The organism is Chryseobacterium taichungense (assembly GCF_900109935.1).
Lineage (GTDB): Bacteria > Bacteroidota > Bacteroidia > Flavobacteriales > Weeksellaceae > Chryseobacterium > Chryseobacterium taichungense.
The window spans coordinates 186286-204514 of record NZ_FOBV01000006.1 but is presented as its reverse complement, the minus strand read 5'-3'; the positions used below and the strand labels follow the sequence as shown (position 1 = coordinate 204514).

The following is an 18229-nucleotide window of genomic DNA, read 5'->3' as shown; positions in this document are numbered from 1 at the left end:
GTTTTGGTTTTTAACGCAAGGGTCGCAAGCTTTTAGTTTAAATGATCATTTCTATTTCCGGTCGCTAAGGCGTTAACACTCAGCGAATGATAGCAATGGATATTCTTTTGAACACTAAGAGAACACGGAGCTAAATGTTGCTTCTTTTTTTCATTTGATTAGTTTGGTTTTGGTTTTTAACGCAAGGGTCGCTAGGTTTTAGTTTAAATGATCATTTCTATTTCCGGTCGCTAAGGCGTTAACACTCAGCGAATGATAGCAATGGATATTCTTTTGAACACTAAGAGAACACGGAGCTAAATGTTGCTTCTTTTTTTCATTTGATTAGTTTTGTTTTGGTTTTTAACGCAAGGGTCGCAAGCTTTTAGTTTAAATGATCATTTCTATTTCCGGTCGCTAAGGCGTTAAAACTCAGCGAATGATAGCAATGGATATTCTTTTGAACACTAAGAGAACACGGAGCTAAATGTTACTTCTTTTTTTCATTTGATTAGTTTTGTTTTGGTTTTTAACGCAAGGGTCGCAAGCTTTTAGTTTAATGATTACGTATATTTTTCGGTCGCTAAGGCGTTAACACTCAGCAAATGATAGCAATGGATATTCTTTTATCATGTGTATTTAATTTAACCTGTTTCGTTTAATTATAAACTAAAGGAACACAAAGTTTTAATTCAACTTTACATATTACTTTTAGAAGCAAAGGCAAATAAAATTTGCTTCGTGAAGCTTGAAAATACAGCTTCATCAAATTAACTTGTTAATTTTTCTTTGCTGACTTAAATGATTAAGTCTTGAAATAAAATCTTAATGGTTGAAATTCTTTTTAATTTTTAATTCAACTATAAATAGCATCCCAATCTTTCATTACAGGATCATAGCCGGCTTTTTTAATGATGTTCTTGATTTCATCCATGCTTCTTTCGTCGCTGGTTTCAAACTGTTCCAGGGATTCTTTATCTACCGCATAGCCACCGGGATTGGTTTTGGAAGCAGCACTCATCGCGGTTGCTCCCAAGGAAATGATATTATTCCTGAATTTTTCATTTTCTCTTGTTGAAATTGAAATTTCCAGATCTTCATTCCAGATTCGGTAAGCACAGATTAATTGTAACAAATCTTTATCTTCCATAATGAAATTTGGTTCTATAATTCCTTCAGCAGGACGCAGCCTGGGAAATGAAACGGAAAACCTGCTTTTCCAATATTGCTTTTGAAGATAATCGATATGAAGCGCATTAAAGAAACTGTCAACCCGCCAATCTTCCAGCCCCAGTAAAACACCAAGCCCTATTTTATGGATTCCCGCATTCCCAATTCTGTCGGGAGTTTCTAGCCGAAACCCAAAGTTGGATTTTTTTCCTTTCGGATGATATTCTTTATACACTTCCTGATGGTAGGTTTCCTGATATACTAATACGGCATGTACACCTTCCTGTTGAAGCAACTGGTATTCTTCTTCCGACAAAGGCTGAACCTCTATGGAAATATTGGCGAAATGCGGTTTTAATAGTTTTACAGCATTCAGAAAATAATCAATTCCCACAGTTTTATTCGCTTCTCCACTCACCAGCAAAACATGATTTACTCCCATTGATTTTAATACTGAAGCCTCGATCATTAATTCAGTATCGGTCAGTGTTTTCCTTTTAATGGAATTATCTAAACTAAATCCGCAATATGTACAGATATTTTGGCATTCATTGCTGAGATAGAGCGGTGCATACAACTGGATCGTTTTCCCGAACCGCTTTTGGGTAAGCTGCTGGGTCATTTTTGCCATTACCTCTAAATTTTGAGCAGCAACAGGCGAAAGAAAGTTCAGAAAATCTTCTATGGTCTTGTTCTTTTTACAAAGACTTCTTTCAACATCGGACAAGGTGACGTTGTCTAGTCTTGTTTTTATATTATCCCATTGCTGTTGTTCAAAAAGGTCTTTAAAACTCTTCATACAATTTAATTTAAACCTATGTGTATATGTTGATAGGATTTCATCCTATCCTTTATTAGGGTGTTTCTTCTGATAGGACTGTATCCTATCCTGTATTAGGTCGTCCCTTCGGGACTCTTCAATGTTACTGCAGAATTTTCTTAATAAATAATTCTTGTGAAATTGATAGAAGCCAATCCTTATTAAACCGTCTCTTCAGGATAGGACTGCATCCTATCCTTTGTTAGGTCGTCCCTTCGGGACTCTTTAATTTTACAGCAAGGCTTCAATTAATCGAACAAAAAAGAAGTCAACGGGCTTAAGGCTTCTGCGTGTTGCGCAATCGCTTTTTTATATTTCTATTCTTATATTGACAGGACTTCATCCTATCCTGTATTAGGTCGTCCCTTCGGGACTCTTCAATGTTACTGTAGGATTTTCGTTAATCGAACAAAAAAGCAGTCAGCGGGCTTGAGGCTTCTGCGTGTTGCGCAATCACTTCTTTATATTTCTATTCTTATATTGATAGGACTTCATCCTATCCTGTATTAGGTCGTCCCTTCGGGACTCGTTAATGTTACTGCAGAATTTTTGTTAATCGAACAAAAAAGAAGTCAGTGGGCTTGAGGCTTCTGCGTGTTGAGCTATAGCCCCGAGGCCTGATTCAAATGCTCTTCGTCCGGCAATTACGCCTTCTTTAAAGGCCAGTGCCATATTCACAGGGTTTCTGGCTACGGCAATCGCAGTGTTTACCAATACGGCATCTGCTCCCATCTCCATGGCTTTTGCCGCATCGGAAGGTGCTCCGATTCCGGCATCTACCACCACAGGAACATTAGACTGGCTGATGATGATTTCTAAAAAATCTAAAGTCTTCAGTCCCTTATTGGTTCCGATCGGTGCGCCTAGTGGCATCACCACCGCTGTTCCTGCATTTTCCAAACGTTTGCATAATACCGGATCGGCATGAATGTATGGCATCACCACAAATCCCAGTTTTGCCAGCTCTTCCGTAGCATAAAGGGTTTCGATGGGATCGGGCAGCAAATATTTAGGATCGGGATGAATTTCCAGTTTGACCCAGTTGGTTTCCAGGGCTTCTCTGGCCAATTGCGCTGCTAATACCGCTTCTTTTGCCGTTCTGGCTCCTGAAGTATTGGGTAAAAGATGAACGTTTGCCGGTCTCAGGGCATTTAATAAATCATCTTCTGAAGAGTGGGTGTCAATCCTTTTCAGGGCCATGGTCACCATTTCACTTCCTGAAGCAATGATGGAATCTGTCATTTGTGAAAGGTCTCCGAACTTTCCTGTACCCAGAAACAATCTTGATTCAAAAGTACGGTCTGCTATTATTAATTGTTGATTATTGTTCATATGTATATTGTAATGCTGTTTTAAAATCACTGATGATGCAAGGCTTGTCGGTAATTTGTCCTGAAACGGCCACGCCGTAAATTCCGATCTGCTGTAATAGTTCTATATCATTCAGAACAACGCCTCCAATAGCGAATATTTTAGGGGTTTCTAATGATTTTGCCTGTAATTCCTGTATAATTTTCTGATAGCCTTTAAATCCTAACACAGGACTTAGCTTTTCTTTAGTTTGAGTAAACCGTAAAGGACCCAGACCGATATAATCACAAGACTCTGCCATTCTCTGAAGTACATCCTGAAAGGTATTAGCGGTTCCGCCGATGATCTTTTCTTCTCCCAAAATAAATCTTGCAGCGTCTATTGACATATCCTGTAAGCCAACATGAACTCCATCTGCATCAATTTCTTTTGCAATATGAACGTGATCGTTAATGATACAAGCGGCCTGATATTTTGAGCAAAGTTCTTTTGAAGTTTCACAAAGCTGGATGAATTTGTTTTCGGGAGCATTTTTCCAGCGGACCTGTATCCATTGTATGCCATTGTCAAGAGCTTTCCGGATATTGAGTTCCTGATCTTCTATGGTGAGGCCTTGAGAGATGTATTGTAATTTTTCCATTTTCTTATTTTGATTTAACGCGAAGAGCGCTAAGATTTTTTACTAAGCGCTTCTAAGTTCGCAAAGGCATTTCATTCAGCAAATGATAGAGGTTTGACATATTTAAGAATGAAATCCTAATAAAGTTGGATTGCTTGTTAAAAATTTTTCGATATATAATTTCCCTTTTCGGCAGGCTTGTTCTACATTTTCTCCTTTTGCTAAATGACCTGCAATAGCTGAAGAAAGTACACAACCTGAACCGTGTTTCGGGTAAAAAACTGAAGCATTATCATTGGGTTCGATTGAAATTTCTTTCCCATTTTCCCGTAAAATATCAATTCCCAGCATGTTTTCCCGGTGACCTCCTTTAATTAAAGCTGAACATGAACCATCCCCAACTTCAAAAACATGATTTTCCTGCAAAACTTTATATTCATTGTAATTTGGTGTGAGTAAATCAATTTGCCGGATCACATTTTTCAGTTGGGTAATGGAGTTCAGGTCAAAAAAGGAAAATTCGGACGTGCTTTTTAAAACCGGATCCCAGATCATTTTTGCCTCCGGATGATTCGCCTTAATGGTTGAGATTATTTCGCTTAAAAAATCAGCATCCTTTACCACGCCGATTTTCACCACTTTCACCGGATAGCTTTTCATCAAAATATCAATTGACGAAAGAACTGTTTCCAGAGACTGCCATTCAAGACTAAGACATTGAGATTCTGTCTGTATGGTCATTGCCGTACAAACTCCCAATCCCTGAACTTTCAGCTGTTCAAATGTTTTAATATCTGCCAGCAGGCCTGCTCCTCCGCTTGGGTCATAGCCTGCGACACTCATCACGAAAGGACGTTCTGTCTGCATTTTCTGAAAACTTTAATTGGTTCTTCACTTTCCCAAATCGCGCCTAATAAAGCTACTCCGTCAGCTTCACTGTTGAAAACTTTATGAATATTATTTTCATTAATTCCTCCCAGTGCAATCAGCTTTACTCTCGGGTTATTCCTATTTTTAATATCATTTAAAACCGTTGATTCCTTCCCATATCCTTTTTTAGAAATACTCGGAAAAACCGGACTGATAAAAGCATACTTCCATTCTTCACTTAACTTATTAAAAGTTTCGATATCATGAACCGAAGTTGAAATAAGTTTATCTGTAAAAGGTTTAAACAATCCATTTTGCCTGTCAGTTTCCCTGAAATGAAATCTTGAAATATCAAAATCTTTCGCCAGATCATAATGACTGTGCAGTACCAACTGATGATGAAACTGCGGATCTATTTTTTGGATAAATTCTTCCATTTCTGGCCTACTGATAAACGGTTTTCTGATATGAAGTAAATCCAGTCCTTCTCGAAACAATTCATTAATGATTTCGGTTTCTTTTTGAAAGCATTCTTCGGGCGTGATAACGATGATCATATATAAATTTCCTTTCCTTTTTCAATAAATTCCTGGGATTTGTCGAGCATTCCCTTTTCTGCAGACTCCCTGATTTCCTGGGTAATTTTCATGGAACAGAATTTCGGCCCGCACATCGAACAGAAGTGCGCAACTTTTGCTCCGTCGGCAGGAAGCGTTTCATCATGGTAAGATCTTGCGGTTTCCGGGTCCAGAGAAAGATTGAACTGATCTTCCCAACGGAATTCAAATCTTGCCTTGCTCAATGCATTATCTCTATATTGCGCTCCGGGATGTCCTTTCGCCAGATCTGCAGCATGAGCTGCTAATTTGTAAGTGATCACTCCAACTTTTACATCATCTTTATTTGGTAGTCCCAAATGTTCTTTTGGTGTCACATAACACAACATCGCACAACCAAACCAGCCGATCATTGCCGCTCCGATCCCGGAAGTGATATGGTCGTAACCGGGCGCAATATCTGTCGTTAATGGTCCTAATGTATAAAACGGTGCTTCTTGGCATACTTCCAATTGCTTGTCCATATTTTCCTTGATCATGTGCATCGGAACGTGGCCCGGACCTTCGATCATTACCTGAACATTATGCTTCCAGGCAATTTTCGTTAATTCTCCCAATGTTTCAAGCTCTGCAAACTGTGCTTCATCATTGGCATCAGCAATCGAACCCGGACGAAGGCCATCCCCCAGGGAAAAAGCAACATCATATTTTTTCATGATCTCGCAGATTTCTTCAAAATGCGTGTAGAGGAAGTTTTCTTTGTGATGAAAGAGACACCATTTGGCCATAATTGAACCGCCTCTGGAAACAATTCCTGTTACCCTTTTTGCCGTTAGATGAATATATCTCAACAAGACGCCGGCGTGAATCGTGAAGTAGGACACGCCCTGCTCGGCCTGTTCAATCAAGGTATCTTTAAAAATTTCCCATGTTAAATCTTCAGCAATACCTTTTACTTTTTCCAGTGCCTGATAAATCGGAACCGTACCAATCGGAACCGGGCTGTTTCTGATAATCCACTCTCTGGTTTCATGGATATTTTTCCCGGTGGATAAGTCCATGATCGTATCTGCTCCCCAACGGCAGGCCCATACTGCTTTTTCCACTTCTTCTTCGATGCTGGATGATACGGCACTGTTTCCGATGTTGGCATTGATTTTAACTAAGAAATTTCTTCCGATGATCATCGGCTCACTTTCCGGATGGTTAATATTGTTGGGAATGATTGCTCTTCCGGCTGCAATTTCGTCTCTTACGAATTCGGGAGTGATTTTATTTTTTGGAGTTTTTGCGCCAAAACTATTTCCTTCATGCTGAAAGGCCATTTCTTTGGAAACGGAATCCAGCTGCTCGATTCTTTGGTTTTCCCTGATGGCAATATATTCCATTTCAGGAGTGATGATGCCCTGTTTTGCGTAGTATAACTGGGTAACTTCCTTCCCTTCTTTGGCAACTTTTGGTTTGTGGTTGTAAGAAAATCGCAATTCATCAAGCTTTGAATCGGAAAGACGAGCTTTTCCATATTCTGATGTGATTCCGTCAAGAATTTCTACATCATTTCTGTCTAAGATCCATTGTTCCCGGATTCTCGGAAGACCTTTTTCGATATTAATTTCAGAATTTTCGTCGGTATAAGGACCTGAGGTATCGTAAACGGTAACTGGTGGATTATGTTCCAGAGTTCCATTGGAAAGTTTCGTGGGACTGAGTTCTATTTCGCGCATTGCTACCTGAATGGGATAAATTTTTCCTTCAACGTAGATTTTCTTTGAGTTCGGAAACGGCGAACGGGTGATGTTATGAGCCATATAATATTTGTTTTTATGTGGAATTAACCGCCCTGAGTGGCAGTGATGATTAAAATTGAATCTTTATTGTTGAGGAATGTTTCCGCCCAGAATGCCTGCGGAATAATACGGTTATTGAGTGCTACGGCAATACCCTTTCGCTTTTGAGGAATTTCCATAGCCAATAATGCCTCCAGTGTTTCCGGAAGTATCTCGAACGTTCTTAATGTGTGGTTGATTGTGAGTTCCATTCCTAAATTTTTACATTTACTTTAGGAATGCCCATGATGGTACAATAGAATGTACCGCAAAGTCATTTCACTTTTCCCTACGCTAGTATGATCTAGAAATCAGGTTCAAAGGGTAAAATCTCAGCCTGTTTTGTCAACAGACACCCCTAAAGTTGAGACGAAGGTAGAGATTTTTTTGGAATGGACAAAATTTTTGAGAAAGATGGAAGCGGGAGGATGGAGGATGGGAGTTTGAAAATACTATTTATTTGTTTATACGCAAAGTTTATTTATTTAAGCTTTTTCTCGAAAAACAAAGGATATTTTGTCAATATCCAAATAAATGACTGCCACCCTAGCCCCGATTGCAATGAAAATCCCGCAATGGAGCGGCGGAACGAAGTGAAGCCGCGTAATGAGGAATTGTAATGGAAAGCGGGGAAAAGCTCTTAAAAAATAAAAAATGGAAACTGAATAATCTCCAGCTTCCATCTTCTAACTTTCCTTCTATTATTAAGTTACTCTTCACAAGCCCTCCAAACCGCATCATTCTGCGGAACACGAGCTGTTATCTTAATATTTTCTTTGGTAACCGGATGAATAAATTCCAGTTTTCTGGCGTGAAGATTAATTCCTCCGTCCGGATTCGAGCGTGGAGATCCGTATTTTAAATCTCCTTTAATCGGAACCCCTATTTTCGATAATTGAGCCCTGATCTGGTGGTGCCTTCCCGTTTCCAAATCAATTTCCAGCAACAGATAATTGTCTAATGTTTTAATCACATGATATGTGAGAATGGCTTCTTTGGCACCTTCAGTCGCTTTTGGGAAAACGATGGCTTTATTATTTTTTTCGTTTTTTTTTAAATAATGAATCAGCCTTTGGGTTTCAGGAATCATTTCTTTTACCACAACGGCCCAATATGTTTTCTTAATCTCACGGTTTTTAACCATCTGCGTCAAACGGGTCAACGCTTTGGATGTTTTAGCATAAATCACCAGACCCGAAGTTGGTCTGTCGATACGGTGAACCAGGCCGAGGAAAACATTTCCAGGTTTATTGTCCCGTTTTTTTATAAAGTTTTTAATAGCATCTAATAAAGATTCGTCGCCGGTTTTATCACCCTGAACCAGCTGACCGACTTTCTTATTAATTACCAGAAGATGGTTGTCTTCGTAAACAATCTGTTCTTCCATAATTATTGACGAAAAGTAGGTCTGTTGGTAAATGAAAGAATAATTCCTCCCAGCAGTCCGACAGTTTTCAGCGTTTCCAATCGGGAGCCTATTGGTATAAGTAATCCACCAAGTACACAGATTACCGCCGCAGCATACATAGCATAAGTGAAATTTTTATTCTTTAAGAAAGGTGCCTGAAGAAAAAAGCTGGCTCCAATCAAAATATAGAAAATTCTTCTTGATAATAAAGTATTGATTTCAGGTGAGAAAAGATTAAACCATCCTGCCACGAGGCAAATCAAGGCAGCAATAGATAAAATCCCCTGAGTAGATTGTTGATTCCCCATATTTAGTAACTTTCACTTTCGTTAGGAAAATCCTGACTCTTTACATCTTTTACATACTGTGCCACAGCACCGGTGATTTCTGTATAAAGATCAAGATATCTCCTTAAAAATTTTGGGCTGAACCCTTTGTTCATTCCGACCATGTCATGATACACGAGAACCTGTCCGTCACAATGTGCTCCGGCTCCGATTCCTATTGTTGGTATTGAGATAGATTCTGTCACTTTTTTAGCCAAACCTGCCGGAATTTTTTCTAAAACTACTGCAAAACACCCCAATTCTTCCAACAATTGCGCATCAGCAATTAATTTTTCGGCTTCGGCTTCTTCCTTTGCTCTTACTTTATAGGTTCCGAATTTGTAAATTGACTGAGGTGTTAAACCTAAATGTCCCATTACAGGAATTCCGGCATTGATGATTTTTTTAATCGATTTTGAAATTTCCTTTCCGCCCTCAATCTTTACAGCATGAGCACCTCCTTCTTTCATCATTCTTACCGCTGATTCCAAAGCTTTTTCCGGGTTACTCTGGTAGGTCCCGAAAGGTAAATCGGCTACAACCAAAGCTCTGTCGGTTCCTCTGACTACACTTTGAGAATGGTAGATCATCTGGTCTAAAGTAATTGGGAGCGTCGTTTCAAAACCCGCCATTACGTTAGCCGCAGAATCACCGATCAAAACCGCATCAATTCCTCCTGCATCCACCATTTTCGCAGTGGTATAATCGTATGCCGTAAGCATCGTTATTTTTTCCTTGTCAAATTTCATTTTGCGCAAGGTTTCAGTGGTAACTTTTTTTATTTCAGAATGAACAGACATAATGTATCTATTTTTTAAACGTTAAAAAGTCGGCGCTGAGCCGACTTGAAGTTTGTATGATTTTTATAAAACTACGTGACCTAGTTTCATTAATTTGTCATGGTTGAGAATCTTGATATTTCTTCCGTCTACTTCAATGAGATTATCTCCCTTGAATTCGGAAATGAGACGAATGGCGCTTTCCGTAGCCGTCCCGATGATGTTGGCGATTTCTTCTCTCGTCAAAGAGATTTTTATGAATCCTTCCGGATCTACCCCTAATTTCTGTTCCAAAAGCAGCAAAATTTCTGCAAGTCTTTCTCTCACTGTTTTTTGTGCCAGGAAAGTGATGGTGTTGGAAGATTCTCCCAATTCATATGCAATTTTCTGAAGCATGATGAAAGAAAGCTGAGGATCCACTTCCAGAAGATACATGAAAACATCCGCCGGCAGAAAAGTAGCTTCAATGTCTGTCATGGCTTCCGCTTTTGCCTGGAAATTTTCCCCGCACAGCAAAGATCGGTAACCAATAATATCCCCTTCTTTGATAAATCTCAGGATCTGGTCTTTGCCGAACGCTCCGGATTTTGATAATTTCGCCGCTCCTTTTTCCAGGACAAATACTCCTTTCGGACTTTCACCGTCCTCAAAAATCGTATCATGCTTCTGAAAACTCAGTTTCTTTTTAGCATTGATATATTTTTCAAAATCAGCACTCGAAAGTCTTTCTTTAAATGATTTATCATTAAAAACTCTGGCGAACCTCTCTTCGATTGCAATCTGTTGTTCCTGCGACATTTTATATGACATTTATCACAAAAATAGAACTTTTTAACTCGATAAACAAAAAAATTTGTTATAATTTTGTAGTTCAATAATTTATGGAGGTGAGCGAGAACTGTTTTCATTGTGGTCAAGGTATCGAAAAGGAAAGAATTTTATTTGATGAGAAGACTTTCTGTTGCAACGGTTGTAAATCGGTTTATGAAATACTGAACACCAATAATTTAAGTAACTTTTATGAACTTAATAAACGGGCCGGAATACGCCCTGATGAAAGCTCATCACAATTCGATTACCTGGACACTCCTGAAATTTTTGAAAAAGTAACAGATTTTTCTGAAGGAAATACCAGTCTGGTGACTTTCAAAATTCCGGTAATTCATTGCTCTTCATGCATCTGGCTGTTGGAAAGCCTGCATACTTTAAATAAAAATATTAATTATTCCCAAGTAAACTTTACCAGAAAGACATTGCAGATCTCATTTAATCATAATGATTTAAAATTAAGTGAATTAGCCAATTTCCTTACCAATTTAGGTTACAAACCGGTAATCAGTCTTGAAACAGCGGATAAAAACGTTGAACATTTAGATAAATCCTTATTGGTGAAATTTGCGATCGCAGCTTTCGCTTTCGGAAACGGTATGTTCCTGGCTTTTCCCGAGTATATCGGCGGGGAAGATTACTGGATGGAGCATTATAAAGGTCTTTTCCGGGCTTTAATGTGCCTGCTGGCAATTCCGGTGGTCGTATATTCTGCTTCGGATTATTACAAATCGGCCTGGTATGGTTTAAAAAATAAGATCGTAAATATTGATGTTCCTATCGTTTTAGGAATCATTGTTCTTTTCGGACGTAGTCTTTACGAGGTAGCCACCGATTACGGGCCGGGATATTTCGACACCTTATGCGGACTCCTGTTCTTCATGCTTTTGGGTAAAATTTTCCAGAAAAGGACGTATAATGCACTTTCTTACGACAGAGATTACAAGTCTTTCTACCCGATAGCCGTGACAAAGGTTGATTTTGAAGGAAAACAGGATAACATCCTCCTTTCTGAAATTAAAATAGGCGATCGTATTTTGGTAAGAAACCAGGAAATTATTCCGGTTGATGCTATTTTGATTAATGGGGAAGGAAATATAGATAACAGTTTTATCACTGGTGAAAGCGCCACCATCAGCAAGCAACCCGGCGATAAAATCTTTGCAGGAGGAAAACAGATCGGGTCTTCTCTTGAGCTGGAAGTGATCAAAAATGTTGACCAAAGTTATCTTACACAGCTTTGGAACAAGGAAGCATTTAAGAAACATGAAACCGGACTTGACACCTTAACAAACAACGTCAGTAAATATTTCACTTTCATCATTTTAGGCATTGCTTTAATCTCAGGTATTTACTGGTATTTTATTGATCTGGATAAAATGTTCCAGGTCATTTCTGCTATCTTAATTATTGCTTGTCCATGTGCACTTGCACTGTCAGCACCTTTCACTTTCGGTCACATTATGAGGATTTTGGGCCGAAATAAATTTTATGTAAAAGATACTTTAACAATTGAGAAAATATCTAAACTGGATACCATTGTTTTTGATAAAACAGGAACGATTACGCATAGAAAAAAATCTAACATAAAGTACGAAGGATCTGAAATCAGTAAATTTGACTTACTGAATATCAAAACTTTATTAAAAAATTCTAATCACCCGCTTTCCAAGTCTTTATATGAATTTCTTGATATTAAAGACGAATATTTTCCGGTTGAGAATTTTAAGGAAATTTCAGGAAAAGGCTATGAGGCGAACATCAGAGGAAATCTTTACAGAATAGGATCTGCAAGTTACAACAACCAGGAATCAAAGAATCTTGAGACCGCTGTTTATATCAGCAAAAATGAAAAATTTTTAGGCAAGTTTATTTTTAAAAATGAATACCGCGAAAATCTTAAAAATTTATTTAAAAAACTTACGGGATATAATGTTTTCATTTTAAGTGGCGACAATTCTTCAGAAGAAAGTCAACTTAAGGAACTAATTCCCGCATACAAAGGAATGGCCTTCAATCAAAGTCCGGAAGACAAGCTGAATTACATCAAAAACCTTCAGGATCAAAACTTTAAAGTAGCCATGCTTGGAGACGGACTGAACGATGCCGGAGCCCTCAAGCAAAGTAATGTAGGAATCGCCATCGCCGATGATACCAACAGTTTTACCCCTTCATCCGATGTCATCATGAATGGTGAAAAAGTGGTACACCTGGATAAATACCTGAATGTCTGCAAAGGTTCAATGACGATTGTGAAAATAACATTCGTAATCAGTTTCCTTTATAATGTTGTAGGTTTAAGTTACGCAGTTACAGGACATATGCATCCTCTTTTTGCTGCTCTGATCATGCCGGCAAGTTCGATTACGGTCGTTTCATTCACAACACTTTCGACTTGGATTTTGGGAAGGAAATATTTTAAAAACCACGCTTAAACGCCCTTATTTAGACTGATTTTAAATTAGCTGAAACCCATATTTCGTGACGAATGTCATTATTTTTCACTAAATTTGAACCCCGAAAATAGGTTAATTTTGTTGTCTAATGGATATTCTATATTTAATGATCCTTTGCAGCGTTTCTTTGGCTGCAGTTTTCCTGGTCGTGTTTATAGTGTACGCCAGAAAAGGACAGTTTGAGGACGACGAATCTCCTGCTGTAAGAATTCTCTTTGACTCTGATGAAATCAAGGAAAAAGAAGATACTGGCAACAAAGAAAACGATGATGAAAAGGGAGAAATAAGAAAAATTGAAGAAAAAAGTGAATAGTTGATATGGAAACACAAAAGTTTAGTTATGACAACAGTATTGTCCGGGCATTCCTTTATGCGACCGTAGTTTTCGGGATCATAGGGTTTCTGTTTGGGCTTACGGCTGCATTAATGCTTTTCTACCCTGAGCTTCCGGAATTTTTATTTGGAACAGATGATACAACCATCAACAGTATGGGTGGTAGTATACAGGGCTTAATAAACACACATGGTGCGTTTGGATTCGGAAGAATCAGAATGTTGCACACCTCTACTGTGATTTTTGCATTCGTTATGAATGTTGTGTATGTAGGAGTTTATTACTCTTTACAGCGACTTCTGAAAACAAGAATGTACAGTGATACCCTGTCTTGGATCCATTTCTGGACATGGCAGATCATGATCGTAGTGACCTACATTACGTTCTTCATGGGAATTAATACTTCAAAAGAATACGCAGAGCACGAATGGCCAATCGATATTTTAATTACTATTTCATGGGTAATTTTCGGGGCTAATATGTTCTTAACGATTGCTAAAAGAAGAGTAAGACACTTATACGTAGCTATCTGGTTCTACATCGGAACATGGATTGCAGTGGCTATGCTTCATATTTTCAATAACCTTGAGGTTCCTTTATCTTTCACAGGCTGGAAATCGTATTCAGCATATGCGGGGGTAAAAGATGCTATCGTACAGTGGTGGTATGGTCATAATGCAGTTGCGTTTGTACTGACAACTCCGGTTCTTGGTTTGATGTATTATTTCTTACCAAAAGCTGCGGACAGACCAGTTTTCTCATATAAACTGTCGATTATTCACTTCTGGTCATTAATTTTCGTTTATATCTGGGCTGGGCCTCACCACCTTCAGTATACAGCGTTACCAGCTTGGGCTCAGGCAGTGGGAACTGGTTTCTCTATCATGCTTATCGCTCCGTCTTGGGGAGGGATGCTGAACGGACTTCTGACATTAAGAGGAGCCTGGGATAAGGTAAGAGAAAATCCTATATTGAAATTCTTCGTTGTGGCAGTAACTTGTTACGGTATGGCAACGTTTGAAGGTCCGCTTTTAGCGACAAAAAACATCAACAAAATTGGTCACTTCACAGACTGGGTAATCGGTCACGTACACTTAGGTGCTTTAGGCTGGAACGGTTTCATGGCATTCGGTGTTATTTACTATCTGATTCCGATCTTGTGGAGAACTAAATTATATTCCGTAAAATTGGCTAACTGGCATTTCTGGCTAGGAACATTAGGAATCATTTTCTATGCGGTGCCAATGTACATCTCAGGTTTCACGCAAGGATTAATGTGGAAACAGTTCAACCCGGACGGAACATTAGTTTGGAAAAACTGGCTGGATACAGTAACAGCAATTATTCCTTACTTTAAAATGAGATTTGTAGGAGGCCTTTTATACCTTTCCGGGGCAATCTTAATGGTAGTTAACCTTATTGCTACAGTAAGAAAAGGATCATTCCAGAAGGATGTACCTGCAGAAGCTCCGGCTTTAGCAAACATTAGTAAAAAGCGTAAAGAAGGAGAAGGAACTCACCTTTGGTTAGAAAGAACACCTCTATTACTAGGGATTCTATCTTTACTTACGGTATCGATAGGTAGTATGGTAGAAATTATTCCTACCCTTTCCCTTAAGAAAAGCGTACCAACTATTTCAGCAGTGAAACCTTATTCTCCGCTTGAATTAGAAGGTAGAGATATTTATATCAGAGAAGGATGTAATGCATGTCACTCACAGATGGTAAGACCATTCAGAGATGAGATTGTAAGATTTAACGGTAAAAACGGGCAATACTCAAAAGCAGGAGAATTCGTATACGACAGACCTTTCCTTTGGGGATCAAAAAGAACCGGACCGGATTTGCATAGAGAAGGGGGTAAAAATCCAAGTTCATGGCATTACAAGCACATGTACAACCCAAGATCTACCTCTGCCGGCTCAATCATGCCTCGTTACCCATGGCTGATCGCTACAAATCTGGACAGATCTAAAATGGTTGACAAAATGAAGCTTATGAAGAGTGCGTTTGAAGTACCTTACACAAAGGCAGAAATTGACTCTGCAAATTCATGGGCAGACAATCAGGCAACAAAGATTGTAAGAGATATATTATCAGAAGCACCAGATCTTAAAGATGCTTATGCAAAAAGACCTAAAGGTGAATTAGAGAAAAAAGAGATCGTAGCGCTTATTTCTTATCTTCAGAGATTAGGAACCGATATCAAAACAACTGAAATTAAAACAGCAAGTAATAACTAACATTAAAAAGTTCCCATCATGATACCTCAGAACTTTAAAGATATATTATCCAATACCGATAATGCTGGTTTTTACCAGACCTTGGCTCTGATTTTCTTTATGCTGTTCTTCGTAGCATTGGTAATATACGTTTTTAGCAGGCCTAAAAAGTTTTACAAGGAAGAAGAAGAGGCACCTCTGAATGATGATCAGGATGACGATTTTAATGTAAAAAATTAATCTACTTTATTATGAAACAAAGAACACCGGTTTTTATAAACATCTTAATCATAATCGGACTTTTAATAGTTTTTTATTATCTGTTTGTACAAAGTTATGAGTTTCTGGGATCACCTTATTTCTGGGGTACTGTAGTCATTGCTGGTATTTTAGCATACATCCACAGTGCTATCGGAGACCTTATTGAAAACAATAAATTCAAGAAACTGTCTGCTGATGAGAAAGCAGCTTATTTAGCAGAGAAAAAAGTACCTTATTTCACAAGGTTATACAATGCAGCATTTAAAAAACAGTCTGCTGCTGAAGAGAAAGACATCCTTATCGACCACGGGTTTGATGGGATTATGGAATTAGACAACCAATTACCAAAATGGTGGGTAGGTCTGTTCTATTTTGGGACCGCTTTTTGTATTGTTTACGTTGCAGCATTCTCGTTCACAGATTTTGCTCACCCGCTAAGCGAATATGAAAAAGAATACAAAGAGCAGTTGGCTAGTATTGAAGAATATCAGAAAACTCAGCCGCCTGTAACGATTGAAACAGCTAAATATTCAGCTGATAATATTGCAGAAGGTAAAGAGCTTTTTAAAACAAACTGTGCGTCTTGTCACAAAGAAGATGGTAGTGGAGGTATTGGTCCGAACCTTACGGATAATTACTGGATCAACCAGCCTGAGAAAACATTATTCAAAAATGTCTTCCATATGGACTGGAACGGTTCTCCTACCAACCCTGCGATGAGACCATTCGGTAAAAACGGAGAAGTTTCCGGTGCTGAAATTGAAAAGATTGCAGCGTATGTATATCATATCAACCAGGAATTACCTCCGGTGACACCAGCTCAGGGTGGAGCAGCTCCTCAGGGAACTGAAGCGCATTGGGAAAAAGAATAATTTTAACTAAAAATTAGAAACATATGAAAAAACATAATTTGTTATTACATTAAAAATAGTAACGAATTATGTTTTTCTTTTTTTAAATATATTACAAATGTCAGATATAGAAGAAATAGAAGCACGCGGCGGACAGGGCCAGGTTCTGGACCCTGAAACTTACAGAGATTCTATAGGCACTATGGATCAGTCCGGAAAAAGGAAATGGGTCTATCCCAGAAAGCCTAAAGGAAAGTATACCAATTACAGGTATCTCGTAAGCTGTATTTTATTGTTAATTTATTTTTCGATTCCATTTATTAAGATTAATGGCAACCCACTTATCTTATTTAACGTGATCGACAGGGAGTTCTTTATTTTCGGACAACCTTTCTATCCTCAGGATTTTTTCATTCTTACGCTTGGAGCAATTGCTTCTCTTATTTTTATTATCGTATTTACGATTGCTTTCGGTAGAATTTTCTGCGGTTGGATATGCCCTCAGACAATTTTCCTAGAAATGATTTTCCGTAAAATAGAATATGCGATTGAGGGAGACAGGAATAAGCAGATGAAACTTGACCGTCAGGAATGGAATACGGAAAAGATCTGGAAAAGAGGGTTGAAATGGACGATTTATATTATCATTTCAATCATCATAACTCATTTTATGTTCATGTACATTGTGGGCTATAAAGAAGTATTTACTATTGTTTCTGAAGGGCCGTTTGCCCATCCTACCAACTTTATAGTAATGATTCTCTTTACTGCAGCATTTTACTTTGTATTTGCATGGTTCAGAGAGCAGGTTTGTACACTGGTTTGCCCTTACGGAAGATTACAAGGTGTTTTGATCGATAAAGATACGGTAAATGTTTTCTATGATTTTAAAAGAGGAGAAAACAGAGCAAAATGGAGAAAAGGTGAAGACCGGAAAGCTGCCGGAAAAGGTGACTGCATAGATTGTCATCAGTGTGTGGTGGTATGTCCTACAGGAATTGATATCAGAGATGGTCAACAGCTTGAATGTGTAAACTGTACTGCGTGTATCGATGCGTGTGATGAAGTAATGGAAAAAGTGGGTCTTCCGAAAGGCCTTATCCGGTATGCTACCGAAAATGAGATCGAAAAAGAAACCAAATTCAGGTTTACAGGAAGAATGAAAGGCTTTGCCATAATTCTAGTACTGTTGACAGCATTTCTCGGCTATCTACTTTATAACAGAGGAGAAATGGAAGCAAAATTCATTAAACCTGCAGGAAGTACATTCTTTGTACGAGACGGAAAAATTACCAATACCTACAATTATACATTCTTGAATAAAACCAATGACAAGAAGATTGTAACCATCAAGGTAATTGAACCAAAACACGGAGAAGTAATCTACAGTGCTTCAAGCAAAATCCCTGTAGAGCGTGATAAAATTACTAAAGGTACAGTGAACATCAGCTTCCCTGAAAACGAAATGAACCTTTCTAAACAGAATATCACCATCGGGGTTTATGATATGAATGGAAAACTGGTAGATTCTTATCAAACCTATTTTGAGGGACCATTTAAATTGCAATTCTAATTCAGAACCTCAATATCAAAACATCGGATTGTATACTGA

Annotated in this window: 17 protein-coding genes and 1 riboswitch; of the genes, 6 read left to right on the top strand and 11 right to left on the bottom strand. The window is 38.4% G+C overall.

Annotated features, from left to right (window positions below):
* Positions 1-835 precede the first annotated feature (835 nt).
* The 11 genes from thiH to BMW64_RS14225 form a co-directional block, all read right to left on the bottom strand.
* A complete protein-coding gene (gene thiH, locus BMW64_RS14280; RefSeq protein WP_090000630.1) occupies positions 836-1948 on the bottom strand; it encodes a 2-iminoacetate synthase ThiH in 1113 nt (370 codons plus the stop codon).
* 573 nt (positions 1949-2521) lie between these two features.
* Positions 2522-3301, bottom strand: coding sequence for a thiazole synthase (locus BMW64_RS14275; RefSeq protein ID WP_090000629.1), 780 nt, complete (start codon positions 3299-3301; stop codon positions 2522-2524).
* Complete coding sequence (thiE, locus tag BMW64_RS14270) at positions 3291-3920, bottom strand: thiamine phosphate synthase (RefSeq protein WP_090000628.1); 630 nt, start codon at positions 3918-3920, stop codon at positions 3291-3293. Before thiE ends, BMW64_RS14275 begins: the two co-directional genes overlap by 11 nt.
* Positions 3921-4022: 102 nt before the next feature.
* Positions 4023-4766 carry a bifunctional hydroxymethylpyrimidine kinase/phosphomethylpyrimidine kinase gene (locus BMW64_RS14265; RefSeq protein ID WP_090000627.1) on the bottom strand — a complete coding sequence of 248 codons (744 nt, stop codon included), beginning with the start codon at positions 4764-4766 and terminating at the stop codon, positions 4023-4025.
* Entirely contained in the window at positions 4742-5326 is a 585-nt protein-coding gene (locus tag BMW64_RS14260) for a thiamine phosphate synthase (RefSeq protein ID WP_090000626.1), read from the bottom strand. The genes BMW64_RS14265 and BMW64_RS14260 overlap by 25 nt, the downstream gene beginning before the upstream one ends.
* Positions 5323-7134, bottom strand: coding sequence for a phosphomethylpyrimidine synthase ThiC (gene thiC / locus BMW64_RS14255; RefSeq protein WP_090000625.1), 1812 nt, complete (start codon positions 7132-7134; stop codon positions 5323-5325). The genes BMW64_RS14260 and thiC overlap by 4 nt, the downstream gene beginning before the upstream one ends.
* 23 nt (positions 7135-7157) lie before the next feature.
* Positions 7158-7364 (bottom strand): sulfur carrier protein ThiS, encoded by a 207-nt coding sequence (gene thiS / locus BMW64_RS14250; protein ID WP_090000624.1) that lies wholly within the window; start codon positions 7362-7364, stop codon positions 7158-7160.
* A gap of 57 nt (positions 7365-7421) precedes the next feature.
* A riboswitch (TPP riboswitch) is annotated at positions 7422-7522 on the bottom strand.
* Positions 7523-7861: 339 nt separating this feature from the next.
* Positions 7862-8542, bottom strand: a complete 681-nt coding sequence (locus BMW64_RS14240) for an RluA family pseudouridine synthase (protein ID WP_090000622.1) — start codon at positions 8540-8542, stop codon at positions 7862-7864.
* Complete coding sequence (locus BMW64_RS14235; protein ID WP_090000621.1) at positions 8542-8868, bottom strand: hypothetical protein; 327 nt, start codon at positions 8866-8868, stop codon at positions 8542-8544. The genes BMW64_RS14240 and BMW64_RS14235 overlap by 1 nt, the downstream gene beginning before the upstream one ends.
* A 2-nt stretch (positions 8869-8870) precedes the next feature.
* Positions 8871-9686: a 3-methyl-2-oxobutanoate hydroxymethyltransferase gene (gene panB, locus BMW64_RS14230; RefSeq protein WP_090000620.1), complete on the bottom strand. Its 816-nt coding sequence runs from the start codon at positions 9684-9686 to the stop codon at positions 8871-8873.
* A 63-nt stretch (positions 9687-9749) separates the two neighbouring features.
* Complete coding sequence (locus BMW64_RS14225) at positions 9750-10463, bottom strand: Crp/Fnr family transcriptional regulator (RefSeq protein WP_090000619.1); 714 nt, start codon at positions 10461-10463, stop codon at positions 9750-9752.
* 89 nt (positions 10464-10552) lie between these two features.
* On the opposite strand from BMW64_RS14225, the gene BMW64_RS14220 reads away from it, so the two are divergent.
* From BMW64_RS14220 to ccoG, 6 genes are all read left to right on the top strand, one after another.
* Complete coding sequence (locus BMW64_RS14220; protein WP_090000726.1) at positions 10553-12928, top strand: heavy metal translocating P-type ATPase; 2376 nt, start codon at positions 10553-10555, stop codon at positions 12926-12928.
* Positions 12929-13037: 109 nt separating this feature from the next.
* A complete protein-coding gene (ccoS, locus tag BMW64_RS14215) occupies positions 13038-13262 on the top strand; it encodes a cbb3-type cytochrome oxidase assembly protein CcoS (RefSeq protein ID WP_090000618.1) in 225 nt (74 codons plus the stop codon).
* Positions 13263-13267: 5 nt separating this feature from the next.
* On the top strand, positions 13268-15526 hold the full coding sequence (gene ccoN, locus BMW64_RS14210) for a cytochrome-c oxidase, cbb3-type subunit I (RefSeq protein WP_090000617.1): 2259 nt from the start codon (positions 13268-13270) through the stop codon (positions 15524-15526).
* 18 nt (positions 15527-15544) lie between these two features.
* The gene (locus BMW64_RS14205) at positions 15545-15745 is read left to right on the top strand and encodes a cbb3-type cytochrome oxidase subunit 3 (RefSeq protein WP_090000616.1); all 201 of its coding nucleotides are present in this window, start codon (positions 15545-15547) and stop codon (positions 15743-15745) included.
* 11 nt (positions 15746-15756) lie between these two features.
* Entirely contained in the window at positions 15757-16638 is an 882-nt protein-coding gene (locus tag BMW64_RS14200) for a cbb3-type cytochrome c oxidase N-terminal domain-containing protein (RefSeq protein WP_090000615.1), read from the top strand.
* A gap of 97 nt (positions 16639-16735) precedes the next feature.
* Complete coding sequence (gene ccoG / locus BMW64_RS14195; protein WP_090000614.1) at positions 16736-18190, top strand: cytochrome c oxidase accessory protein CcoG; 1455 nt, start codon at positions 16736-16738, stop codon at positions 18188-18190.
* The last annotated feature ends 39 nt before the right edge of the window (positions 18191-18229 follow it).

Excerpts from the sequence above, each read along its gene's own strand:
- BMW64_RS14225 (WP_090000619.1), bottom strand. The coding sequence starts at position 10,463 with ATGTCGCAGGAACAACAGATTGCAATCGAAGAGAGGTTCGCCAGAGTT.
- BMW64_RS14200 (WP_090000615.1), top strand. The coding sequence starts at position 15,757 with ATGAAACAAAGAACACCGGTTTTTATAAACATCTTAATCATAATCGGA.
- ccoS (WP_090000618.1), top strand. The coding sequence starts at position 13,038 with ATGGATATTCTATATTTAATGATCCTTTGCAGCGTTTCTTTGGCTGCA.
- BMW64_RS14260 (WP_090000626.1), bottom strand. The coding sequence starts at position 5,326 with ATGATCATCGTTATCACGCCCGAAGAATGCTTTCAAAAAGAAACCGAA.
- thiC (WP_090000625.1), bottom strand. The coding sequence starts at position 7,134 with ATGGCTCATAACATCACCCGTTCGCCGTTTCCGAACTCAAAGAAAATC.
- thiE (WP_090000628.1), bottom strand. The coding sequence starts at position 3,920 with ATGGAAAAATTACAATACATCTCTCAAGGCCTCACCATAGAAGATCAG.
- thiH (WP_090000630.1), bottom strand. The coding sequence starts at position 1,948 with ATGAAGAGTTTTAAAGACCTTTTTGAACAACAGCAATGGGATAATATA.
- BMW64_RS14275 (WP_090000629.1), bottom strand. The coding sequence starts at position 3,301 with ATGAACAATAATCAACAATTAATAATAGCAGACCGTACTTTTGAATCA.
- BMW64_RS14265 (WP_090000627.1), bottom strand. The coding sequence starts at position 4,766 with ATGCAGACAGAACGTCCTTTCGTGATGAGTGTCGCAGGCTATGACCCA.
- panB (WP_090000620.1), bottom strand. The coding sequence starts at position 9,686 with ATGTCTGTTCATTCTGAAATAAAAAAAGTTACCACTGAAACCTTGCGC.
- ccoN (WP_090000617.1), top strand. The coding sequence starts at position 13,268 with ATGGAAACACAAAAGTTTAGTTATGACAACAGTATTGTCCGGGCATTC.
- thiS (WP_090000624.1), bottom strand. The coding sequence starts at position 7,364 with ATGGAACTCACAATCAACCACACATTAAGAACGTTCGAGATACTTCCG.
- BMW64_RS14235 (WP_090000621.1), bottom strand. The coding sequence starts at position 8,868 with ATGGGGAATCAACAATCTACTCAGGGGATTTTATCTATTGCTGCCTTG.
- BMW64_RS14205 (WP_090000616.1), top strand. The coding sequence starts at position 15,545 with ATGATACCTCAGAACTTTAAAGATATATTATCCAATACCGATAATGCT.
- ccoG (WP_090000614.1), top strand. The coding sequence starts at position 16,736 with ATGTCAGATATAGAAGAAATAGAAGCACGCGGCGGACAGGGCCAGGTT.